This window comes from Sporosarcina sp. AD_1, assembly GCF_057373025.1.
In genome coordinates this window covers 625,340-646,679 of sequence record NZ_JBPVIR010000001.1, presented here as the reverse complement: position 1 = coordinate 646,679, position 21,340 = coordinate 625,340, and the positions used below count along the sequence as shown (strand labels likewise).

The window sequence follows — 21,340 nt, the reverse complement described above, 5'->3', positions numbered from 1 at the left end:
GAATAACGTAAGAAGTATGATTTTCGAGAGGAGATACGGATGAAGATAAGCGATCGGCTTTCAGATGGATTGTGGGATAAACAAGGGTCTGGTGAGATAGAAAAGTGGGTGCCCGATTTCAATGGAATGGATCATCATTTTGACGTGGTTGGTTTTTCACAGTCGGATTTAAAGGAAATTAAGCAGCTTGGTGTCCTATTAGAGCCCTATTTAGATGAGGTTCTCATGCAGTTCGTTACTAAGCTCCAAAGCATTCCGGATGTCGGGGAGTTCATAGAAGAAAATTGTTCGATGGAAGTATTGACGATGAAATTGACGGATCAGATAAAAGATATGCTAAATGGGGATTTCGAAAAAGATGAATTTCGAAAGAAGTTGATCGCAGGGAAAGTTCGAGATAAAAACGGCATGCAGCCGCAATGGTATTGGGCGTCTTTTCACATGCTACAAAATGGATTAGTCGATTTGATTTCCAATATGATGGTGAATCGGGAGGATGCCAGTCACTACATTCGGGTCCTGCTGAAGGTCTTCAATTTGAAGCAGCAGCTGATCTTAAGTGAATACCATGCGCAATCCGTCCAGGGAATTCAAAGCGAAAATGACAGGGTGAATCAGGAAATCAAAACAGACATCGGAACGACAAGCCAGAACCTGCAAGTGATCAGTCAAAATGTCCAGCTGGCCATGAGAAAAGTGAAACAGCAAGGGGAGCAGGCAACCAGCGCAATGGAACAGTCCGAAAGAAATTCGTCAGCAACACAGCTATTGGCAGTGGCGGGGCGGGAAGAGTCCCAGCGACTGGGGAAAGAAATGCAACAGATCAAATCACGCATTTCTGATGTGCAGCAATTGTTCAGAGTAGTGAAAGAATCGTCATGGGAAGTTGTAGAAATCATTGATATTGTAAAGACGATAACAGACAACATTAATTTATTGGCCCTTCGGGTAGAGGCCGAAGCCGTCCCATTTATTCCAAGAGATTTGAAAAACGAACGAGTCGCAAAGGAAATCCGGAACCTTTCGGATGAAACAAGAGAGTCCATCTTCCGCATGATCCAGTTAATCCGCCTAAATCATCGGTTCATCGACGGTATGGTTCAGACGCTAACCATGGCAGATAAACAGATGGATATTGGATTGGAAAGCTCTAGACAAACGAAGGGGATCTTCAACGAAATCATCGCGGGAATGGACGAGAACTTGCATCTGGTGGAGGACACGACAGCGGCCATTGAAATGCTATTGAACGAGATGATGGAGTATCAAGCCGTCATCGAGAACATCGCAGTCACTGTCGAAGAACTGAACGAAACCGCAAGCCGATTATAACCCGATGCGAACCAGGCCTCGGGTTTTTGGCCGTGATCGAGAAGAAAAGTCAATTTTCCTGTTCGTTCCCTCAACTTCATGCAAAACAAACCGATACATACAATAACGAAGTTCACAAGTACAGGAGGATTGGGATTATGGTTGGACGCATTGGAGGAGGCACCGTGCCGCAAATTGGGCCGAGTGCAGAAAGTGCAGCGCCAGAAACAAATTTCATGGTGGAGGAAGTGCAAGCCATCTCCGCACAAGTACAGGAACGAGCCAGCAACGAACAGCCACTGCCCGTTGAAAAAGCACAGCAAATGACGGACAGCATGAACAATTTTCTGGAGAGCGTCAACACACAACTGCGCTTTAAACTCCATGACAAACTGAACGAATACTACGTAACGATCGTCGACTCAAAAACAGACGAAGTCGTCCGCGAAATCCCTTCCAAGAAACTCATGGACATCTACGCCGCCATGAAGGAATTTGTCGGACTACTCATCGACCACAAGATTTAAGGGGGACCAAACGATATGAGAATTGGTGGATTAGCATCCGGAATGGATACAGAACAGATTATTAAGGACCTGATGAAGGCACAACGGATTCCGTTGGATAAAATTACACAGAAGAAGCAGTATCTTGAGTGGCAGTTGGATGACTACCGGGGGGTTAACCGGAAGCTGTTTGATTTTTACAATAATACATTTGATAATATGATTATGTCGACCAATTTTACAAAGAAGAATGTGACTGTTTCTTCAGATGAAGTAGCCATCAAAAACATCAGTTCTTCAACCGAGTTCTCGGGTACGATTGAAGTGCATCAGTTAGCAAAGAATGCAACATTGCAGGGTGGACAAGTTGGACAGGAAAAGCTGACAGGTGAACAAGTAAACACAAAAAAAATGTCTGAGTTAGGAATAGGAATTCCAAGTTCAGGGGTTATCACTTTGGAGATAAAGGCGCCGGGTGAAAAAGACTTTACCAAGTTGACTGTTTCAGTTCAAGATTCAATCGGTGCAGTTCTTGCCCAAATTAATGAGAAAACTGGTGTTACTGCTTTCTACGACCAACACACCGGTAAAATAGCAATGTCTGCAAAGAAAAGTGGCGAAGGTGAAATTGAAGTGACTGGAGAATTGGCTTCTGCCCTAAATATTCATACAGGAGAAAATGTTGGGATTAATAAGCAAAAAGGACAAAATGCAATTTTCACATTTAATGGGCTGCAAACAGAAAGATCATCAAATACCTTTCAAATTAACGGGTTTGAATTAACTCTGAAGCGAATTACATCACCGTTAATATTAGACATTGATGGTCTGCCGTTGAAAGATGGGGAGAAATATAAGGTAGCTGAAGGCGGAAAACCTGTCTCCTTTAATTCCTCACCAGACACTGACAAAATTTTTGAATCAATCGTCAAATATGTTGATGACTACAATAAATTAATTGAAGAGCTTAACAAAAAGATACGTGAGCCCAAATACCGTTCTTATCAGCCTCTTAGTGCTGAGCAGAAGTCGGAGATGAAGGAAAAAGAAATCGAGCTTTGGGAGGAGAAGGCAAAAAGCGGGACTCTCCGCAATGATTCCGAAATATCCAGTTTACTAAATAAAATGAGGTCATCCTTGATGACCTCGGTAGAAGTCAATGGCAAGAAGATGACCCTGAAGGATATTGGTATAACGACATCATCCGATTACTTGGATTATGGTAAGTTAGTAATTAAAGAAGAAGACCTAAAGAAAGCTATTGCTGAAAATCCGAATGCGGTCCATCAACTATTCGCAAAGGAAACAAGTAAAGGCGAAGATGGTAAAGAAACGACCGGTCTAGCTCGTCAGTTGCGAGAGGCTGTTGATGCTACCCAGAAATCAATTGCGGATAGGGCTGGTAAGGCCGGATCAGTTAACAAGACATTTTTGTTAGGCCGGACCCTAGACGACATGAACAAGCAAATCGAACGCTTTGAAGATCGGCTGAAAATGGTGGAAAATCGTTACTGGAAGCAGTTCACCGCAATGGAGAATGCAATCCAGCGGGCGAATGCGCAATCGGCGAACATGATGAATATGTTTGGTGGACAGTAAGTACTAGTGAAATAATGTATTCCTTTTCTCTAGGAATCCCTCTAAAGGAGACAAGCAATAATGGCAATGAATAATCCATATGCAACGTATCAGAACAATTCGGTGAATACGTCGACGCCTGGTGAGTTGACGTTGATGTTATATAATGGCTGTTTGAAATTTATTCAACAGGCGAAAAAAGCATTGGATCAAGGGAATATCGAAGAGAAGAATATGGCGACGCAAAAGGCACAGGCCATCGTTTCAGAACTGATGGTGACGCTGGATACTTCGGTACCGGTTGCTGGAAATATGATGATTTTGTATGAATTTGTCAATAATCGTCTCTTGGAAGCGAATATTAAAAATGATGTGGGCTACTATGACGAAGCGGCTTCCATCATTACGGAATTCCGCGATACGTGGAAGCAGGTTATTCAAATTAACCGGCAAAAACAATATGCCCACACGGATGAAGTATGATCCGGCCGGCGATGTTGCGGTGGCAGGATGTGTCGAAAGAGCTTCTGCTCGCCACTGCTCAACTGGAGGAAGATAAGCGGGATGCTGTCATTGAGACAGTGGAACGGCTGCTCGATGAGCGCGATATATTGCAAAAAGAAATGTTCCCTCCTTTTACGCCGGAGGAAGAAGTAGCAGGACGTGATTTGGTCGCCTTAGAGAAGCAGGTTCTTCAATCGCTCACCTTGTATTCCAAACGGATCCGTGCAGATATTTCGGCAACGCAATCCAAGAAAGAGCATATGAAAAACTATGTTAATCCCTATGGGAAAGTGACACGTGACGGCAGGTTCTATGATACAAAGCAATAAAATAGCGAGACTGCGACTTGGATTATCCAAGGGCGCAGTCTTTTTTGTTCACGGTGCCTCCTAGGACACCCGTTTTTTAAATGTTAATGGGAGTAACTGACTATATGAATGGTCATTCACCGATGATACGATAGACATACTAGGGGCATTGAAACCGGAGTGTGGATCATATGGTAAGGGGGATGGCAATGATGGCAATGGAAATAGGGGAGGCCCTTCACAGGGAGCAATATGGCAAGAAAAATTTCATTTTGTTTGCGACGCTTGGCGCATCCAGTTTTATTGGAACGCTGTATTATTTATTGACCGGACAGGACACGTTAAAAACGATCAGTATGGCGTTACCGGTCACGGTTGCGGTCATTGTATACGTATTAGCCAGCCGTTCCAGAGGGATGGAAACCATCTTTCCATGGGTCGTTATCGGATGCACGGCAGGCGCCGCGCTTTTTAATGGGTGGATTGGCGATCCATCTATTGCCACAGCGGGTATCGCATTCTTTATTGTCGGCATCACGAGTGTCCATGTGTCCATTGGACTTATGGGGTACGGGTTTACGCTAGCGCTTCTTGTGCTTGTTACTTTTTTAAGCCGCTATCCATATCAGGAACAGTTGGCGGCGAGCAAAGGAAGTTTAATTCTCGTCTTTCTGCTGCTTGGCATTGGGTTGTTAATCCAAATTAGGCAGGCGAAAAAACTGGAACTGCAAGTAGGGAAATTTACCGCTGAGCAAAAGTTGCGGGCGGAAGAGGAAGAACGGAAACATCATAAGTTAAATGCAGAAGTCGGGCTGGTGGCGGCTGATTTGAATGAAATTGGAGAAACGGCAAAGCGGCATTTGGCGGCGCAACACGAGCTGCTCGAAATTATGGATTCGGTCGCAGGTTCCGTAGAACAGGAAGCGACCGAAATTACGGCGATTGCACGCAATGCAGAACGGATGAACAGCGAAGTAATGGAGATGCAGAGGGAAAGCGGGACTATGCGTGAAACTTCTTTAAGGCTGCAAGAACAGTCCAATGACATTGTGGCAGTCGTACAAAGCGTCTGCTCCGGCATCGAGTCGGTTGGGACGACCCTTGATGCTTTACATGGTTCATTCGATTCGCTGACGGCCAATATCGGAAAAACGAATCAGCTGGCAACATCCATTGCAACGATAACGGAACAGACCAATTTGTTGGCACTGAATGCTTCCATTGAAGCAGCGAGGGCGGGAATCCATGGGAAAGGGTTTGCCGTTGTGGCTGAAGAAATCCGCAAGCTCGCTTCCATGACCGCTGCAACCTTGTCGGAAATTAATAAGAATTTAGCGGATGTGAACAAGGTGAATGGACAATCCCGCACGGCATTGGCAGACAGCACGGAAAAACTATATTCTCAAGTACAGGTGACATTACAGGCAGAAAATCGTATCAAGGGGATGCACGACACGTTAGAGACGTTCCATGGGCAATTTGTAAGGTTTGATTCCAAAATGAAGGGAATTGGGAATGAAACGACTGCCATTGGCAATATGATGAAGGAATTCGCCGATTTGCTGGCACAGTCAAGCGCAACGCTGGAGGAAGTGAATGCCACCATCCATACGACGGTAGCCGATAATGAGCATGTTGTGGAAACATTAGTTGGCACGATGGAGAGAACGAATCGGCTAACGAGTTAGTAAGAGTGTCAGAAATGATAATTAATTCTACATTTGCTATAATGAAGATGGAAGGTTTGTAGAAATGGAGCGGGTTGACATGCAGTACAAGCGGACAGAATATTTCAGGCACACCTTCGATGAACCGATTGAAGCGGAATTCCGGCTATTGGTCGGGGAGCAGAATGCGAAAGCGTCCAGTTCAGGCGTGTGCCAGCTGGTGGATATCAGTTCGGGCGGTGCCAAATTGTACACGGAATATGACATTCCAATTGAATTGCATGAGGTGGACCTTCGCTTGCGATTTACGCTTTATGAACAGCCGATTGAGCAAGAAGGCAAGATTGTTTGGAAGAAACGGTATCAAAACGGTTATCAGTATGGCTTTGATTTCTTAGAACAGCCGTTGAATGCCCAGTTGATTGTCGATGAATTAAAATTGCGTGTCAAATCCGGGCGGAAGTAAATGGGTTCTGGACGTAATTTCGTCACAATTCGACATCTTTCTAAAAATCTTTTTAGTTTAAAGAAGGACTTCGAAGGCAATATGGAGAAGTATATATCAACGGATAAACAAAGGAGGAGTTCATATGCTAGACTTTAACATCCGCGGGGAAAACATTGAGGTAACACCAGCTATTCGGGAATATGTCGAAAAGAAAGTGCAGAAGCTGGAACGTTACTTTACTGAAGGTGCAAACGCAACAGCGCACGTCAATTTGAAGGTCTACAACGACAAGCAAACAAAAGTGGAAATCACAATTCCGATGAAAAACTTGACGTTGCGTGCGGAAGAACGGCACGACGATATGTACGCTGCAGTCGACTTGATTGTCGACAAGCTGGAGCGTCAGATCCGTAAGTATAAAACTCGGGTGAATCGCAAATTCCGCGAACGGGAAGGCGTTGCTGCTTTCTTGCAAACCGTGGAAAGAGAGCGCAATCTAGAAGAAGAACAAGCGTCTGACGAAAGCGATTTCCAAGTCGTCCGCACAAAGCAGTTTGACCTGAAACCGATGGACCAAGAAGAAGCAATCCTCCAAATGAATATGCTTGGCCATAACTTCTACATCTTCACAGATGCAGAATCTGACGGAACCCATATCGTCTACAAACGTAAAGACGGCAAATATGGTTTGATCGAAACGAATTAACTAATCCAGCCTCCGGAGACATCCGGAGGTTTTTTGGTGGAATCAAGTTTGATTTGCCTAGATGTGGGACGTTTATCTGGAGAATCTGGCGTTCGCTACGGTATTCTGGCGTTCAAACGGAGAATCTGGCGTTCGCTACGGTATTCTGGCGTTCAAACAGATAATCTGGCGTTCGCTGCGTAATTCTGGCGTTCACCCAAATAATCTCGTATTCCCATGCAAACCCACCTCCCACAGGCACTCCAAAAACAACACCCAAACACCATCAACCCCCTCAAAACCACAAAATACCAAAGTCATCACCCGGAAAACCATCCATCATTTGCACCATGCTTTTTACAATGGTAAAATGAAGGGTGAACTTAATGAGGATGTGACCTATATGCTTGGCGTATTGAATAAAATGTTTGATTCCAATAAACGAGATTTGAAACGGCTTGAAAAAATTGCGGATCAGGTAGAAGCGCATGCGACGGAGATGGAGCGTCTATCGGATGAGCAGTTGAAAGAAAAGACGAGAGAATTCCAGGAGCGGGTGGCGAATGGCGAGTCGTTGGATGCGATTCAGCCGGAGGCATTTGCGACGGTTCGCGAGGCGTCACGCCGTGTGCTCGGGATGTATCCGTTCCGCGTGCAGATCATGGGGGCGGCTGCCCTGCATGAAGGCAATATCGCGGAGATGAAGACCGGGGAAGGTAAGACGTTGACGTCGACGCTTGCGGTTTATTTAAATGCGCTTGAAGGCAAAGGCGTTCATGTCGTAACGGTCAACGAATACTTGGCAAGCCGTGATGCGAATGAAATGGGACAACTGTATGAGTTTCTTGGCCTGTCGGTCGGGCTCAATTTGAACAGCCTCTCGAAAGAAGAAAAACGCGAGGCATATGATGCGGATATTACGTATACTACGAATAACGAGCTAGGCTTCGATTATTTGCGGGATAACATGGTGTTGTATTCGGAGCATAAAGTACAGCGCCCGCTTCATTATGCCGTCATTGACGAAGTCGACTCGATTTTAATTGATGAAGCTCGGACACCGCTAATTATTTCAGGGCAAGCTTCTAAATCTGCGGAGCTGTACCGTTTGGCGAACCGTTTTGTCATCACGTTGAAGAAGGAAGAGGATTATTCATACGATGAATCGACGAAAGGCGTTGTTCTGACTGAGTCCGGTGTAGATAAAGCAGAGAAGGCTTTCGGCATCGAAAATCTCTTCGATTTGAAACACGTAACGCTCAACCATGCGATCAACCAATCGTTGAAAGCCCATGCGAGCATGCATATTGATGTGGACTACGTCGTTCAGGAAGGCGAAGTCGTCATTGTTGACTCTTTCACAGGACGTTTGATGAAAGGCCGTCGCTATAGTGATGGGCTTCACCAGGCGATTGAGGCGAAGGAAGGCTTGGAAGTCCAGAATGAAACGATGACACTTGCAACGATTACGTTCCAAAACTTCTTCCGGATGTACGACAAGCTGGCCGGTATGACAGGTACGGCGAAAACGGAAGAAGAGGAATTCCGTAACATTTACAACATGAATGTTATCGCTGTTCCGACGAACCGTCCGATTGCGCGGGATGACCGTGCAGATTTGATTTACGCGACGATGGAAGGAAAGTTTAAAGCCGTCGCCGAGGATATTAGAGAGCGCCATAAACAGGGGCAGCCTGTCCTGGTCGGTACAGTGGCGATCGAAACTTCGGAAATTATCTCGAACTACTTGAAAAAGTACGGAATTCCGCATAATGTATTGAATGCGAAGAACCATGGCCGGGAAGCTGAAATTATTCTGGAAGCCGGCCAGCCGGGTGCTGTCACGATTGCGACGAACATGGCCGGACGTGGTACGGACATCAAGCTTGGTGAAGGTGTTCAGGAACTTGGCGGTCTTGCGGTTATCGGGACAGAGCGGCATGAGTCCCGCCGTATTGATAATCAGCTCCGTGGTCGTGCTGGTCGTCAAGGGGATCCGGGGATCACGCAATTCTACTTGTCTCTTGAAGACGAGTTGATGCGCCGGTTCGGTTCCGACCAAATGAAAAATATGATGACGAAGCTTGGTATGGATGATTCCACGCCGATCCAGTCGAAAATGGTGTCGCGTTCCGTTGAATCCGCTCAAAAACGGGTGGAAGGGAATAACTTCGATGCACGGAAACGTTTGCTTCAATATGATGATGTTCTTCGTCAGCAGCGGGAAATCATTTATAAGGAACGGAACGAAGTGCTAGAATCCGACAACATCCGCGAAGTGCTTGAAAACATGCTCCGTAACGTAGTTGACCGTGTGATCGCGATGCATACCGATGAAAACGGCACAACGTTGAATGTGAAGGGCTTGGAAGACTTCCTTGGAGCGAATCTGTTGCCGGAAGGACGCATTACTGCGGCTCAAATGGAAGGCAAATCGATCGAGGATGTCACGGCTCTTATTAATGACGCTATTAACGAGCGGTATGATGAGAAGGAAGCCGAAATGTCCGAAGAGCGGATGCGTGAATTTGAGAAAGTCGTTCTGCTTCGCGCGATTGACTCGAAGTGGACTGACCATATTGATGCGATGGATCAGCTTCGCCACGGCATTCATTTACGTGCCTATGGCCAGACCGATCCGCTGCGTGAATACCAGTCGGAAGGTTTCGCGATGTTCGAAGAGATGGTTACATCCATCGAAAATGACGCTGCGAAATATGTCATGAAAGCGGAAATCCGCAACAACCTTGAGCGTGAGGAAGTAGCGAAAGGGCAAGCTGTCAATCCGAAAGAAGACGGCGAAAAAGTAACGAAAAAACCGGCTCGCCGGGCTGTCAATATTGGACGAAATGATCCATGTCCATGCGGCAGCGGCAAAAAATATAAAAACTGCCACGGGACTGCATAACCAGTCCGTGGCTTGATGAGAGGAGCGGCGGCTTGATCCGCCGTTTCTCTGAACTTTATTTTCAGGAGGAACTTTTATGATGGAATTATCCGATGTTCGCAACGAACTCGACAAAACAGCTAAGAAATTAGCGGACTTCAGGGGGTCTCTTTGACTTAGAAAACAAAGAGGCACGAATTCAGGAATTGGATGAGATCATGCTGGAGCCAGGATTCTGGGACGACCAGGATGCTGCGCAAAAGGTTATTTCCGAATCCAATGCATTGAAATCCACAGTTGGAGACTTCAATGAATTGAACGATACGCAGGAAAATCTCGAAATGACGCTTGAACTGCTGAAAGAGGAAGCGGACGAAGAGCTACAAGCAGATCTTGTTGCAGAGTTGAAAGACTTCAAAAAGAAGATGGAGGACTTCGACTTGCAAATGTTGCTGAGCGATGAATTCGACAGCAGCAATGCCATCCTAGAAATTCATTCTGGCGCAGGCGGCACCGAGTCACAAGACTGGGCATCCATGCTGCTTCGTATGTATACGCGCTGGGCGGAAGACCAAGGGTATAAAGTCGAGACGCTTGATTATCAAGCAGGGGATGAAGCGGGCGTCAAATCGGTTACCCTTTCCATCAAAGGCCATAATGCGTACGGCTATTTGAAAGCGGAAAAAGGGGTTCATCGCCTTGTCCGAATTTCACCGTTTGACTCATCAGGCCGCCGTCATACTTCCTTCTCATCCGTAGAAGTGATGCCGGAGTTTGACGGGGATATCGATATTGAAATCCGTACGGAAGACTTGAAAATTGATACGTATCGTTCCAGCGGTGCGGGCGGCCAGCACGTCAACACGACAGATTCTGCTGTCCGGATTACGCATATTCCGACAGGCGCCATCGTCACATGCCAAACGGAACGTTCTCAGATCAAGAACCGTGAGCGTGCTATGAACTTGCTGAAAGCCAAATTATATCAATTGAAAGTGGAAGAGGAAGAAGCGCGTCTTGCTGAAATCCGTGGCGAGCAAAAGGAAATCGGCTGGGGCAGCCAAATCCGTTCCTACGTATTCCACCCGTATTCCATGGTAAAAGATCACCGTACGAACGAAGAGACTGGAAACGTCGGCGCTGTAATGGATGGCGAAATTGATCCATTCATCAACGCGTATCTCCGCTCTAAAATTTCATAAAAAAAGCCGTCTTTCTAGTATGGCCTTAAAACGTAAAAAGCGCACTCCGGTGCGTTTTTTATTTTTTGGTAATGCCGAATGGGTTTTAAATTTGGACAAATGTGTATAGTACTAGATGAAGGAGTCGCTGTCGATTGTCATGAATTTGATAAAAATCAGGCGCTTCCACAGACAGACACACTTCAATCCTTTGGTATACTTAGGAATGAAAGTACATCATTAGACGATAGGAGGAAAATCAATTGAAAAAGCAGCTATTTGGTGTCATGTTAGGCGCTGTGCTTGTACTCGGTGCATGTGGCGGCGGTAACAAGACGGACAATAACCAAGGTGCAACGGGTACAGAAAATGGGGCAACTTCTTCAGTTGACGTAGAAAAAATCGTCAACAGCAATTGTACGACTTGCCACGGAGGAAACTTGGAAGGTAAAGGCGCGGCTCCGGCACTCGCTAATATCGGTTCTGAGCTTTCACAGGATGAAATCCATAATATCGTCGCAAACGGCCAAAACGGAATGCCTCCATTCAAAGGCACTTTGAGCGATGAGGAAATCACAGCTGTCTCTAAATATTTGGCTGACAAGAAATAAGAAGGAAGAAACCGTAACGCAACGGCGCGTTGCGGTTTTTTATTTGCATTTTTTTTGAAGAAGAAAAGTAAATGAAAGTAGAAAGGTTTTAATGGTAAAAATCATATTATTAATAATACATATTTATATTACAATTCAATCCACCTCTGTAATAAACCTAAGCAGCTTGCCGCAAAACCCGACGGAAATTGGAGAAAAATGGAGTTCTCTTTATTTCACACCAAGTCATCTGGAAGATGATTTGAAACATATCTGTAATACTTAGCCGTCTCAGTCATGTTATAATGGGCATGTTGAGTGAAAAAATTGTAGATAACAATTACCAGGTGGTTTTAAAATGATTGTGATGAAAGATGTATACAAGAAATACCCGAATGGTGTCGTTGCAGCAAATGGCATCAATGTCGAAATTAACCGCGGCGAGTTCGTCTATGTCGTTGGACCGAGCGGGGCAGGGAAATCGACATTTATTAAAATGATGTACCGCGAAGAAACGCCGACGAAAGGTGATATTCTGATCAACGGCATTAATTTGGCGACGTTGCGAAATAAGCGCGTGCCGCTGCTGAGAAGGCAAATTGGCGTCGTATTTCAAGACTTTAAATTACTTCCTAAATTGAATGTTTACGAGAATGTGGCGTTTGCGCTCGAAGTAATCGAGGAATCGCCGAAAGTGATTCGCAAGCGGGTCAATGAAGTGTTGGCGCTTGTCGGATTGACACAAAAAGCGCGGATGTTCCCGAATGAATTGTCCGGCGGGGAGCAGCAGCGGGTTTCGATTGCAAGATCGATTGTCAACGTACCGAAAGTCGTTATTGCAGATGAGCCGACCGGTAACTTAGACCCGGATACATCATGGGAAATCATGAAGATTTTCGAGCAAATCAATGCGCTGGGCACGACAATCGTCATGGCAACCCATAATAAAGAAATCGTCAACACAATGCGGCATCGCGTCATTGTCGTTGAAGGCGGAATGATCACCAGAGATGAAGATGAAGGAGTTTATGGTTATGAAAGCTAGAACGATGGGCCGGCATGTGAGAGAAAGCCTCAAAAGCCTAGGTCGGAATAGCTGGATGACCTTTGCTTCTGTCAGTGCTGTTACGGTTACACTGCTGTTGGTCGGTGTGTTCATTGTCATCATGATGAACTTGAATCAATTGGCGGACAACCTTGAAAATGATGTCGAAATCAAAGTCATTGCAGATCCTGCGGCTGATGAAACGGCCGTGAAAGAATTGGAAAAACAAGTACGCTCCACTGCAGGCGTCGAGGAAGTCGTCTATTCTTCGAGGGATGAAGAATTGGACAAAATGATCCAGTCGTTCGGGGATGAATTAAGCCTCTACAAACAAAGCAATCCGCTGGGCGATGCTTTGTATGTAAAAGCGAAAGATCCTCATGAAACTGCGGCGATCGCCAAGAAAATCGATACATATGACTACACGTCCCAAGTCGTTTACGGCGAAGGCAAAGTCGAGAAGCTTTTCAAGGTGCTGAACATGAGCCGCAATATTGGAATGGTTTTAATTTTGGCTTTATTGTTCACGGCGATGTTCCTGATCTCCAATACGATTCGTTTGACGATCGTGGCGCGGGGCAGGGAAATCGAGATTATGAAGCTCGTAGGAGCGACCAATAGTTTTGTGCGCATTCCGTTTGTGCTTGAAGGCATATGGCTGGGGGTTCTTGGATCAATCATCCCGATGGCCGTCATTTCCTTCTCGTACTACGAATTGTACGCGCAATGGGAGCCGAAACTGCAAAACGAATTGTTCCAGCTGTTGAATGCAATGCCTTTCATTCTACAAGTGAACGGCCTCCTGTTATTCATGGGTGTATTCATCGGAATGTGGGGCAGCTTCATGTCTGTACGCAAATTCTTGAAAGTCTAAAGTTCAATGTTAGGGGGAACTCGAAAGTTGTTGAAACGTAAATGGGTAGTGAGTAGCTTCATCGCCATTTTCGCCCTTTCCACTCTTCTCGGTGGAACGGGTGCATTGGCGAGCACATTGAAAGATTTGAAACAGGAACAGAAACTGAATGAACAGAAGAAAAAGAACTTGAACGCTACGATTGAGAATAAAGACAAAGCGATCCAATCGACGCGAAGTGATATTCAGAAATTCCTGGACCAAGTAGCTAAAGTGAACCGGGAAATTAAAGAAACGAATGACAACATGAATCGTGTCATCGGAAAAATCAATAAAACACAAGACGAGATTGATGCATTAAAAGCATCCATTAAGGATCTCGAGAAAAAAATCGCCGAGCGGGATGAAGTGCTGCGTGAACGGGTTCGTGCCATGCAGGCAAAAGGCAACAACGTCAATTATATAGACGTACTACTCGGTGCAAATAGTTTTGCTGACTTTATCGACCGGTTTTCTGCTGTAACCACATTGATGGATGCGGATCGCGACATCATGAAACGCCAAAAAGAAGACATCGAGCAGCTGGAGAAAGAAAAAGCGCTCGTTGAGAAAAAATTGGCAGAGCTTGAACAAAACAAAGCACAACTGGAAAAACTGAAAGCACGTCTTCTCGATAAGAAAAAAGAGAAGCATAAAATCATAGATCAGTTGGAAGCGGAAGAAGAGCGTTTATCCAAAGAGAAAAAACAAGTGGAAGATGAGTTCCACGAAGCAGTTGAAATCGGAGCGGACCTTGAGAAAAAGGTAATCGCTGAACAGAAACGGGCTGCTGAAATTGCCCGAAGAGAAGAAGAGCGCAGAAAGAAAGAAAGAGAAGCGGCTCGCGCAAATTCCACGAAAATCCCTCCGGTTTCGGATGGATTCTGGACAAGACCAGCGAGTGGTACATTCACGTCATCCTTCGGCTGGCGAGTGCACCCGATTTACGGTACGAAGCGTCAGCATAGAGGCGTGGATATCGCCAATTCCATCGGAACGCCAATTGTCGCAGCAGCAGATGGAGTCGTCTCCTTTGCGGGCCAAATGGGCGGTCTCGGCAATTGCGTCATGATTACCCACTCGTCTGACGGCCAAATTTTGACTACCGTTTATGGGCACATGTCACGCATCGATGCACATGTCGGACAAGTCATTGATAAAGGAACACAAGTCGGTGCGATTGGCACGACCGGCGCGTCGACAGGACCGCATTTGCATTTTGAAATTCATGTTGGCAGCTTCTCGGCTTCAGGTCCGAGTGCTGTAAACCCACTTCGATACATTTCATTCTAATAAATACTACAATCCGTCTCTTAGGAGGCGGATTTTTTGATAAGCAAATATGTCGCAGTCCAATCAAATTCCTTATACGATGGAAGTAGAAAAAGGGGAATCGGCATGCTTGTGAATAAATATTTTTTAATTGGAAAGATTACAGTTCCTTCATCATGGATTGCGCTCATTGTTGCTTTCATAGTGGCATATAGTTTGGTTCGGATCCTTTTTAAGGCAAAGAGTGCAAATAAATGGGCTGATCAGTTTTTCACCATAGTAGTGATCTGGAAATTATCTGTCGTCGTCACCCATGCCTCGTTGATTGTTAAAACGCCAATGGCAATCATCTATTTTAACGGGGGCTTGTTTGGTTTTTGTTTAGGAATTGCCTATGTGTTTAGTAAAGGCTGGATGGATCAGCGTCGTGGCCATGTAACGAAAGAGCAATGGGATTCGCTCTTGTATGGCGCGGTTTTCACATTGTCCACCTACCAAGCGGGCATGGCTGTTTTAAATGACGGCCCGATTTATGTCCGGATGGCCACTGTTATTTTATTCACCGTCCTGCTTCTGCTGGCGATCTGGCGGATTACAAAGAAGAAGGAGCTTGGAAATCAGGACCCGCTCCTTCTCGCTGCTGTCCATCTATTCGCCGCCTCTTTTCAGCCGGCTGGGTTATGGAATGGAGCGCTGCTTGTCACATTGCTGATCGTCGGCTTCTGGATGCTGATTAATTATCGGCTGGAACACGGAAAAACGAATACGGAGGAAATGATATGAACAAGAAAGTAATGGGATATGTGATTGCTGCTTTAGTAATTGGATCGATGGTCGTTTTCATGATCCGGTCTAATATGAATGATGCGAAACCGTTGAAGGAAGTGGCGGTTGTTGACAATGTGTCGGTCGCAACGGATGGAGAAACAGGTCTTGGCCAAGGAGACCTTGCCCCGGATTTCAGTTTGGAGACATTGGACGGAACCGTCATCAAACTTTCGGACTTAAAAGGGAAAAAGGTAATCTTAAACTTTTGGGCTTCTTGGTGTCCGCCGTGCAAAGCGGAAATGCCCCATATGCAGAACTACTATAAAAATTATAGCGAAGAGGATAATGTTGAGATTGTCGCTGTCAACCTGACGACAGGAGAGAAACTCGGGTTGAAAGGCGTCGAGGATTTTATTGACTCCTATGGGTTGACCTTCCCGATTCCACTGGACAAGGAAGGTGACGTGATGGATCAATATCAGGCATATACTATGCCGACGACCTACATGATTCAAACTGACGGAACCATTGCACAGAAAATCATCGGGCCGATGGATGAAAACATGATCCGCAATCTGGTGGATTCAATGGATTAATAAAAAAAGCCGGTTTTTTGCAGTCGTATTGTGTACATCCCCTTCATATATTGATGGAGGAAGGAGGATACGACGTGCGAAGAAGCCGGTTTTTTCTATTTATGATTATGGCGGTGTTTGCCGCAGGACTCTTGTTTGTCTTAGACGGTTGTGGATCGGAGAAAAAGCAGGCCGAACAGGCCAAGAAGAGTTCATTTCCTGTTATCGACGAAGCGTATCAGTTGATTAGAGAAAACGCCGTCTATCAAGTGGAAGGGGACAAGCTGATTGAAGGAGCCCTGCGCGGTATGGCGGATGTCATCAATGACCCATACTCCACCTATTTGTCCAAAGAGGAAGCGGCGTCTCACAGGGAATCCCTTGCAGGGGAACGGGTCGGAATCGGAGCTGAGATCACCAGATCCAACGGTAAGTTCATTATTGTGGCGCCTGTAAAAGGTTCACCTGCCGAGAAAGCGGGACTGCTGCCATATGATGAAATTGTCCGCATCAACGGAGAGCGTTTAGAAGGCTTGACACTGCAGGATGTCGTCCGGCTGATCCGTGGCGAAAAAGGCTCATCGATGACATTGACTATTTATCGGCCAGAGATGACAAAGCATTTGGAACTGACGATTGTGCGAGAAGCAATACCCGTCAAGACAGTCAGTTCGGAGATAATGAAGGAGCGGGGCGAAACGTTTGGGTACATAGCACTGACGATGTTTGGAGATGAAAGTGCTAAAGAGTGGAAAACCGCAACAGATGATTTAATGAAACAAGGGGCCAAAGGGCTGATCATCGATTTGCGTGGCAACCCGGGCGGCTATTTGCGGGCGGTTGGCGCGATCGCGGGCAGTTTACTGGAAGATAATTCGATCTATGCCTATATGCAGGATGCAGAAGGGAATTTGACGCCCCTCGTTGTAGAACCGTCTGATCAATATGATCCGAAGCTGAAGAAGATCCCGATTGTTCTTCTTCAAGATAAAGGCAGCGCCTCAGCCAGTGAAGTGCTGAGTGGTGCGCTAAAAGATTTGCGAAGAGGAACGATAACGGGAACGACAAGCTTTGGGAAAGGCACCGTCCAAGATACGATGGAGCTGACGAATGGCGGCGAAATGAAACTGTCGACTCATAAATGGCTGACGCCGAAGGAACAGTGGATTCACGGTTCAGGTGTGGAAGCCGACCTGAAGGCAGAGCAGAATAAATTATTTACTGAGCACGTAAGGATTGTGACGGAAATTTATTCACCAGGCAACCATCACGAAGATATTGCCTACGCCCAGCGTTTGCTAGGCGGGCTCGGCTACAAAGTCGACAGGACAGACGGTTATTTTGACGAGTCGACGGCAGCTGCCGTCCAGCAATTCCGCCAAGACGGCCAGCTCGATTCGGAAGATATTATGGATCGTAAATTCTATTCGTTGCTGCGAGAGCGGGTAGAGGATTACCGGAAAGATCGTACGAATGATACCCAGCTCCAGATGGCGATCGGGTATATGCATCATGTATTGACGGAATAGGGTGTTCGATCGAAAATAAAAGATTGGAAAGCTCCTTGCAGCGGGCAAGGAGTTTTTTCCTGCCTTAAAGCAGGACGGGAGAACCAACTCTATGAAAATTTGGTCTGCATCTCACACCAGAGTCGATTCTTTTGATACAATAGAGAACAAAATAGTAGCTGGGGAACGGATGGTGTGGACTGTGACTGAACAAGATTGGTGGAATATCGGTAAGGCGATCGGTTATTTCTTCTTGAATCCGTTGTTTTGGGCAGCTTTGATAGCGGCTGTGGGGGTTGGCTATTTCAGAGTGAAGCGGGAGCGGAGGCATTTTAACATTCGACTGCTTCCGGGGCTGACGGAATGGCGGCGCATTGTTTCTGAGTCATGGCTTCCCGCATTAGTGCTGTCGATTGTCGTATCCGGCGTCGGCTTGGTGGTCGACCGGGGGTGGCTCGTCCTGTTCATCGGCATTTCGCTGATTGCTCTTTTATTCTTTTATTATCAGGCGATGTCGCCCATTTATTTTGCCGCGATCGCAGTACTTGCGATTTACGGCATGCAATTTGATTCATCCCGTTTTACGCTGTACGGCTGGAGCCCGGACGGAGTCGACTTGTTCGGATCGCTCGCTGTGACGGTTGCCATTATCGCAGGATTGCTTTTAATGGCAGAAGGGTATTTGGTCAGGCGGTTTGCAGCCCGCTGTACGTCGCCATTGCTGGAGCCGACCAATCGGGGGCTGCAAGCTGCCGTCTTCAAAGTGAAACGGCTGTGGCTTCTGCCGGTCGTATTCCTCGTTCCAGGCGATATGATATCAGCCTATATGCCGTACTGGCCGCAGCTGACACTTGGTGCAGCGACGTTCAGCTTCGTGCCTGTTCCCGTCGTCATTGGATTCTCGCAAATTGTGAGGACGACGTTTCCTGAAATTTTATATCCGAAAATGGGACGGGCTATCATGGTAATCGGAGCAGTCGTTGTAGCAATCGGCATTGGCGCCATTTGGATGCCCGTTGTAGGATGGGCAGCCGTAGTAATTGGGGTCATCTCCCGGATAACTCTCTCCATCGTGACAGCTATGAAAGAACGGAAAGGCGGGTATGTTGCAGCGCCTCGTTCTTCAGGCGTCATGATTGCGGGCGTGTTGCCGGAATCGCCGGGTGAACGGCTTGGCCTTGTGCCTGGCGAATGCATTCGTGCCGTCAACGGGATTCATGTGACGAACGAGAAGGAACTGTATGATGCCATTCAGGTGAACGCAGCGCATTGCAGGCTGCAAGTGATTGGCCGGGACGGAGAGGTCCGCCTCATGCAGCAGGTTCTCTACCGGCATGATCATCACCGGCTCGGCTTGCTAGTCGTCCGGTAATATAACGGATAGAGGGGGAAGATGTATGGAAGCACTCGGAACTAAACTTGTACTTGCCCTTTTCCTGCCTGGGTTGCTCGTCCTCTTCTTTACCCGCGTCACTTTTCACCATATCGTTGGACTTATTTTGACGCTTGCTTTGATTGCCGCATCGGTTTACGCGGGGTATACGCATAATTGGCTTCTTTATGCGGCAGACGCTCTTTCACTAACAGTCGGTTTTTCATTGGCAGCCCGGATGGTAAAGAAGGCGAGAGGCCGCGACCAATCGGAGAAGGATACAGTAGAATGATCAAAACCGCAAGCGGATACGCATCCAGCTTGCGGTTTTATTGTTTACAGAAATAAACTATAGATCGCAAGTACACCAATCGTTCCGAGAACAACGGGCATGACCCCGCCACCGAGTATCGCAATTAGAAAGGCGGTGGCCGCCCCGATGACCCCAAATAGGATATTCCCTTCCTGGACGAACAAAATCGCCGGGAAAATGAGCGCGCCAAGCACCGCATACGGAATATTGCTTAATACGCCGCTGACGATGGGAGGCAGTTTCTTTCCATCCAAAAAGGTAAGAGGCACCATGCGGGGTATATACGTCACAAGTGCCATGCCAAGCAGCATCCACCAATACCAGGCACCCATCATTCATCCCCCTTTTCTGAATAGTCGCCAGCGACCGCTTTTCCGCGACGCGCGTAGAACATCTCAACGAGGACGGCAGAGGCGAGCGTGGACACGAGTATGGCCCAGCCGGTCGACAGCAGCTCTGTAAAGTAAAAGAAGCAATGGATGGCTGCAGCAATGCCCGCAAGCATCACGACTTTCCGGTTTCCTTTCATTGAAGGGACCAAGAGGCCGACGAACATGGCATACAGCGCAATCGACATCGCCGCTTGCAGAAATGCAGGCAGATTCGCTCCGATCACATGACCGACCGCTGTGAAGATGACCCAGCTGCCATACGCAATGATCGACACACCAAATGCGAACGCCGTGGACACTTTCTCCTCTTTTTGCGTCGCGATGACGGAAAAAGATTCATCCGTAATCCCGAACGAATAGACTGCTTTCACCCATTTCGGCGCACGATGCATCTTTTCATTGAGCGAAGCCGTCATAAGAAAGTGACGAATATTGACGATAAATGTATTCATGACAATCAATATCGGATCGACTCCGAATTTTATCATGCTTAACGATATGTATTGGGCCGCCCCTGCGTAGACGAAGAGGCTCATGGCAGTCGCTTCCATCAAGGAGAGCCCTGTCGTTTTTGCGAGCAAGCCGAACGTCAGCGCAACAGGAAAATAGCCGATGGCGATGCTCGTACCGGCCTTCAGTCCGGATTGAAATTGTTTTTTCAACATGTTGTCACCTTTTCTCTAGCGTATCCTAGCGATTATACTATAAAATTTTGTTTTGGTGGTATTGTATAAAAGGAATAGTTCAAATACAGAACGAGCAAGCTGAACTAGATTGACTGTAAACGGATGAGGGTGTGATTGGGATGCCGGAATGGCTGGATTTAGACAAATTTGAAGCGATAGCACAACAATATAAACTATTTGGTTCGCTGATTGGTATCCTGTTACCGGTCATTGAAGCGTTTTTGCCGTTTTTACCGTTGTTCGCAATCGTCATAGCCTTAGTAAATGCTTACGGGCTATGGTACGGATTTATTTTATCCTGGGCGGGAGCGGTTATCGGATCCTATACAGTGTTTCTCATTATCCGGAAGTTCGGCCAAAAACGGTTCTTCCGATTCCTGACGAAACATGCGCGGGTTCAACAATTGATCCATTGGGTGGAGCGCAACGGATTCGGCCCCTTATTCCTGTTCATCTGCTTTCCATTTACACCGTCCGCCCTCGTCAACCTGGTGGCCGGCCTGTCGAATATGAAAAAGAAGCATTACTTGATTATCCTCATGGCTGGGAAATTCGTAATGATCTTCACGATGAGCTTTATCGGACACGATTTAAGAGCCTTGTTTACACAGCCGATACGGACAGCAATCGTGGGCATCATCATTTTTCTTCTCTGGTTCATTGGCAAACGGCTCGAAAAACGATTGGACAAGCGGGTTGAAGAGGAATCGAGTAACTATTTCAACGAACAGAATGAGAGAGAGGAAGACTAGTCGGAGGAGTGCCGAGGAATGGTGCTTCTCTTTTTTTTGTGTGAGTAAGCGTGGTTAGGGTGTTATCATGCGTTGATTTCGGAGTATCGTTCTAGGGGGA

General features: G+C 46.6%; 23 protein-coding genes. 21 read left to right on the top strand and 2 right to left on the bottom strand.

All coding sequences use genetic code 11. The features are described from left to right. Positions 1-39: 39 nt before the first annotated feature. The 20 genes from ACSW3C_RS03180 (at position 40) to ACSW3C_RS03085 (ending at position 19,389) form a co-directional block, all read left to right on the top strand. Positions 40-1,332, top strand: coding sequence for a protoglobin domain-containing protein (locus tag ACSW3C_RS03180; protein ID WP_486560846.1), 1,293 nt, complete (start codon positions 40-42; stop codon positions 1,330-1,332). Positions 1,333-1,469: 137 nt separating this feature from the next. Then, positions 1,470-1,838 (top strand): flagellar protein FlaG, encoded by a 369-nt coding sequence (gene flaG, locus ACSW3C_RS03175; protein ID WP_486560845.1) that lies wholly within the window; start codon positions 1,470-1,472, stop codon positions 1,836-1,838. A 15-nt stretch (positions 1,839-1,853) separates the two neighbouring features. Next, entirely contained in the window at positions 1,854-3,416 is a 1,563-nt protein-coding gene (gene fliD / locus ACSW3C_RS03170; protein WP_486560844.1) for a flagellar filament capping protein FliD, read from the top strand. 60 nt (positions 3,417-3,476) lie between these two features. Continuing rightward, positions 3,477-3,878, top strand: a complete 402-nt coding sequence (gene fliS / locus ACSW3C_RS03165) for a flagellar export chaperone FliS (protein WP_486560842.1) — start codon at positions 3,477-3,479, stop codon at positions 3,876-3,878. 29 nt (positions 3,879-3,907) lie between these two features. Then, the gene (gene fliT / locus ACSW3C_RS03160) at positions 3,908-4,228 is read left to right on the top strand and encodes a flagellar protein FliT (protein ID WP_486560840.1); all 321 of its coding nucleotides are present in this window, start codon (positions 3,908-3,910) and stop codon (positions 4,226-4,228) included. 191 nt (positions 4,229-4,419) lie between these two features. Next, on the top strand, positions 4,420-5,895 hold the full coding sequence (locus ACSW3C_RS03155; protein WP_486560839.1) for a methyl-accepting chemotaxis protein: 1,476 nt from the start codon (positions 4,420-4,422) through the stop codon (positions 5,893-5,895). Between the two features lie 64 nt (positions 5,896-5,959). Continuing rightward, the gene (locus ACSW3C_RS03150; protein ID WP_486560838.1) at positions 5,960-6,340 is read left to right on the top strand and encodes a PilZ domain-containing protein; all 381 of its coding nucleotides are present in this window, start codon (positions 5,960-5,962) and stop codon (positions 6,338-6,340) included. A 124-nt stretch (positions 6,341-6,464) separates the two neighbouring features. Next, positions 6,465-7,028, top strand: a complete 564-nt coding sequence (hpf, locus tag ACSW3C_RS03145) for a ribosome hibernation-promoting factor, HPF/YfiA family (protein WP_486560837.1) — start codon at positions 6,465-6,467, stop codon at positions 7,026-7,028. A 36-nt stretch (positions 7,029-7,064) separates the two neighbouring features. Then, positions 7,065-7,211 carry a hypothetical protein gene (locus ACSW3C_RS03140; RefSeq protein ID WP_486560836.1) on the top strand — a complete coding sequence of 49 codons (147 nt, stop codon included), beginning with the start codon at positions 7,065-7,067 and terminating at the stop codon, positions 7,209-7,211. Between the two features lie 199 nt (positions 7,212-7,410). Next, on the top strand, positions 7,411-9,915 hold the full coding sequence (secA, locus tag ACSW3C_RS03135; protein ID WP_486560835.1) for a preprotein translocase subunit SecA: 2,505 nt from the start codon (positions 7,411-7,413) through the stop codon (positions 9,913-9,915). A 79-nt stretch (positions 9,916-9,994) separates the two neighbouring features. Then, a protein-coding gene (gene prfB, locus ACSW3C_RS03130; protein ID WP_486560890.1) for a peptide chain release factor 2 occupies positions 9,995-11,096 on the top strand; the annotation gives its coding sequence in 2 pieces (ribosomal slippage) (positions 9,995-10,066 and positions 10,068-11,096; 1,101 coding nt in all). A gap of 242 nt (positions 11,097-11,338) precedes the next feature. Beyond that, positions 11,339-11,686 carry a cytochrome c551 gene (gene cccB / locus ACSW3C_RS03125; RefSeq protein ID WP_486560834.1) on the top strand — a complete coding sequence of 116 codons (348 nt, stop codon included), beginning with the start codon at positions 11,339-11,341 and terminating at the stop codon, positions 11,684-11,686. Positions 11,687-12,023: 337 nt separating this feature from the next. Then, the gene (gene ftsE / locus ACSW3C_RS03120; RefSeq protein ID WP_486560833.1) at positions 12,024-12,710 is read left to right on the top strand and encodes a cell division ATP-binding protein FtsE; all 687 of its coding nucleotides are present in this window, start codon (positions 12,024-12,026) and stop codon (positions 12,708-12,710) included. Then, a complete protein-coding gene (ftsX, locus tag ACSW3C_RS03115; RefSeq protein WP_238083120.1) occupies positions 12,700-13,584 on the top strand; it encodes a permease-like cell division protein FtsX in 885 nt (294 codons plus the stop codon). The genes ftsE and ftsX overlap by 11 nt, the downstream gene beginning before the upstream one ends. 27 nt (positions 13,585-13,611) lie before the next feature. After that, on the top strand, positions 13,612-14,895 hold the full coding sequence (locus ACSW3C_RS03110; protein WP_486560832.1) for a murein hydrolase activator EnvC family protein: 1,284 nt from the start codon (positions 13,612-13,614) through the stop codon (positions 14,893-14,895). A gap of 36 nt (positions 14,896-14,931) precedes the next feature. Continuing rightward, positions 14,932-15,657, top strand: coding sequence for a hypothetical protein (locus ACSW3C_RS03105; protein ID WP_486560830.1), 726 nt, complete (start codon positions 14,932-14,934; stop codon positions 15,655-15,657). Then, on the top strand, positions 15,654-16,238 hold the full coding sequence (locus tag ACSW3C_RS03100; RefSeq protein WP_486560829.1) for a redoxin domain-containing protein: 585 nt from the start codon (positions 15,654-15,656) through the stop codon (positions 16,236-16,238). Before ACSW3C_RS03105 ends, ACSW3C_RS03100 begins: the two co-directional genes overlap by 4 nt. Before the next feature lie 74 nt (positions 16,239-16,312). Then, positions 16,313-17,746 carry a S41 family peptidase gene (locus ACSW3C_RS03095; protein ID WP_486560827.1) on the top strand — a complete coding sequence of 478 codons (1,434 nt, stop codon included), beginning with the start codon at positions 16,313-16,315 and terminating at the stop codon, positions 17,744-17,746. A gap of 91 nt (positions 17,747-17,837) precedes the next feature. After that, positions 17,838-19,097: a PDZ domain-containing protein gene (locus tag ACSW3C_RS03090; protein WP_486560826.1), complete on the top strand. Its 1,260-nt coding sequence runs from the start codon at positions 17,838-17,840 to the stop codon at positions 19,095-19,097. 25 nt (positions 19,098-19,122) lie between these two features. Beyond that, entirely contained in the window at positions 19,123-19,389 is a 267-nt protein-coding gene (locus ACSW3C_RS03085) for a CsbA family protein (RefSeq protein WP_486560825.1), read from the top strand. 44 nt (positions 19,390-19,433) lie between these two features. Here the strand turns inward: ACSW3C_RS03085 and ACSW3C_RS03080 are convergent, their stop codons facing one another. Together ACSW3C_RS03080 and ACSW3C_RS03075 are read right to left on the bottom strand one after the other, a co-directional pair. Next, positions 19,434-19,742 (bottom strand): AzlD domain-containing protein, encoded by a 309-nt coding sequence (locus tag ACSW3C_RS03080; RefSeq protein WP_238083132.1) that lies wholly within the window; start codon positions 19,740-19,742, stop codon positions 19,434-19,436. Next, the gene (locus tag ACSW3C_RS03075) at positions 19,742-20,467 is read right to left on the bottom strand and encodes an AzlC family ABC transporter permease (protein WP_486560823.1); all 726 of its coding nucleotides are present in this window, start codon (positions 20,465-20,467) and stop codon (positions 19,742-19,744) included. Before ACSW3C_RS03075 ends, ACSW3C_RS03080 begins: the two co-directional genes overlap by 1 nt. A 140-nt stretch (positions 20,468-20,607) precedes the next feature. Here ACSW3C_RS03075 and ACSW3C_RS03070 point away from each other — a divergent pair, with 140 nt between their 5' ends. After that, positions 20,608-21,240 carry a TVP38/TMEM64 family protein gene (locus ACSW3C_RS03070; protein ID WP_486560821.1) on the top strand — a complete coding sequence of 211 codons (633 nt, stop codon included), beginning with the start codon at positions 20,608-20,610 and terminating at the stop codon, positions 21,238-21,240. The last annotated feature ends 100 nt before the right edge of the window (positions 21,241-21,340 follow it).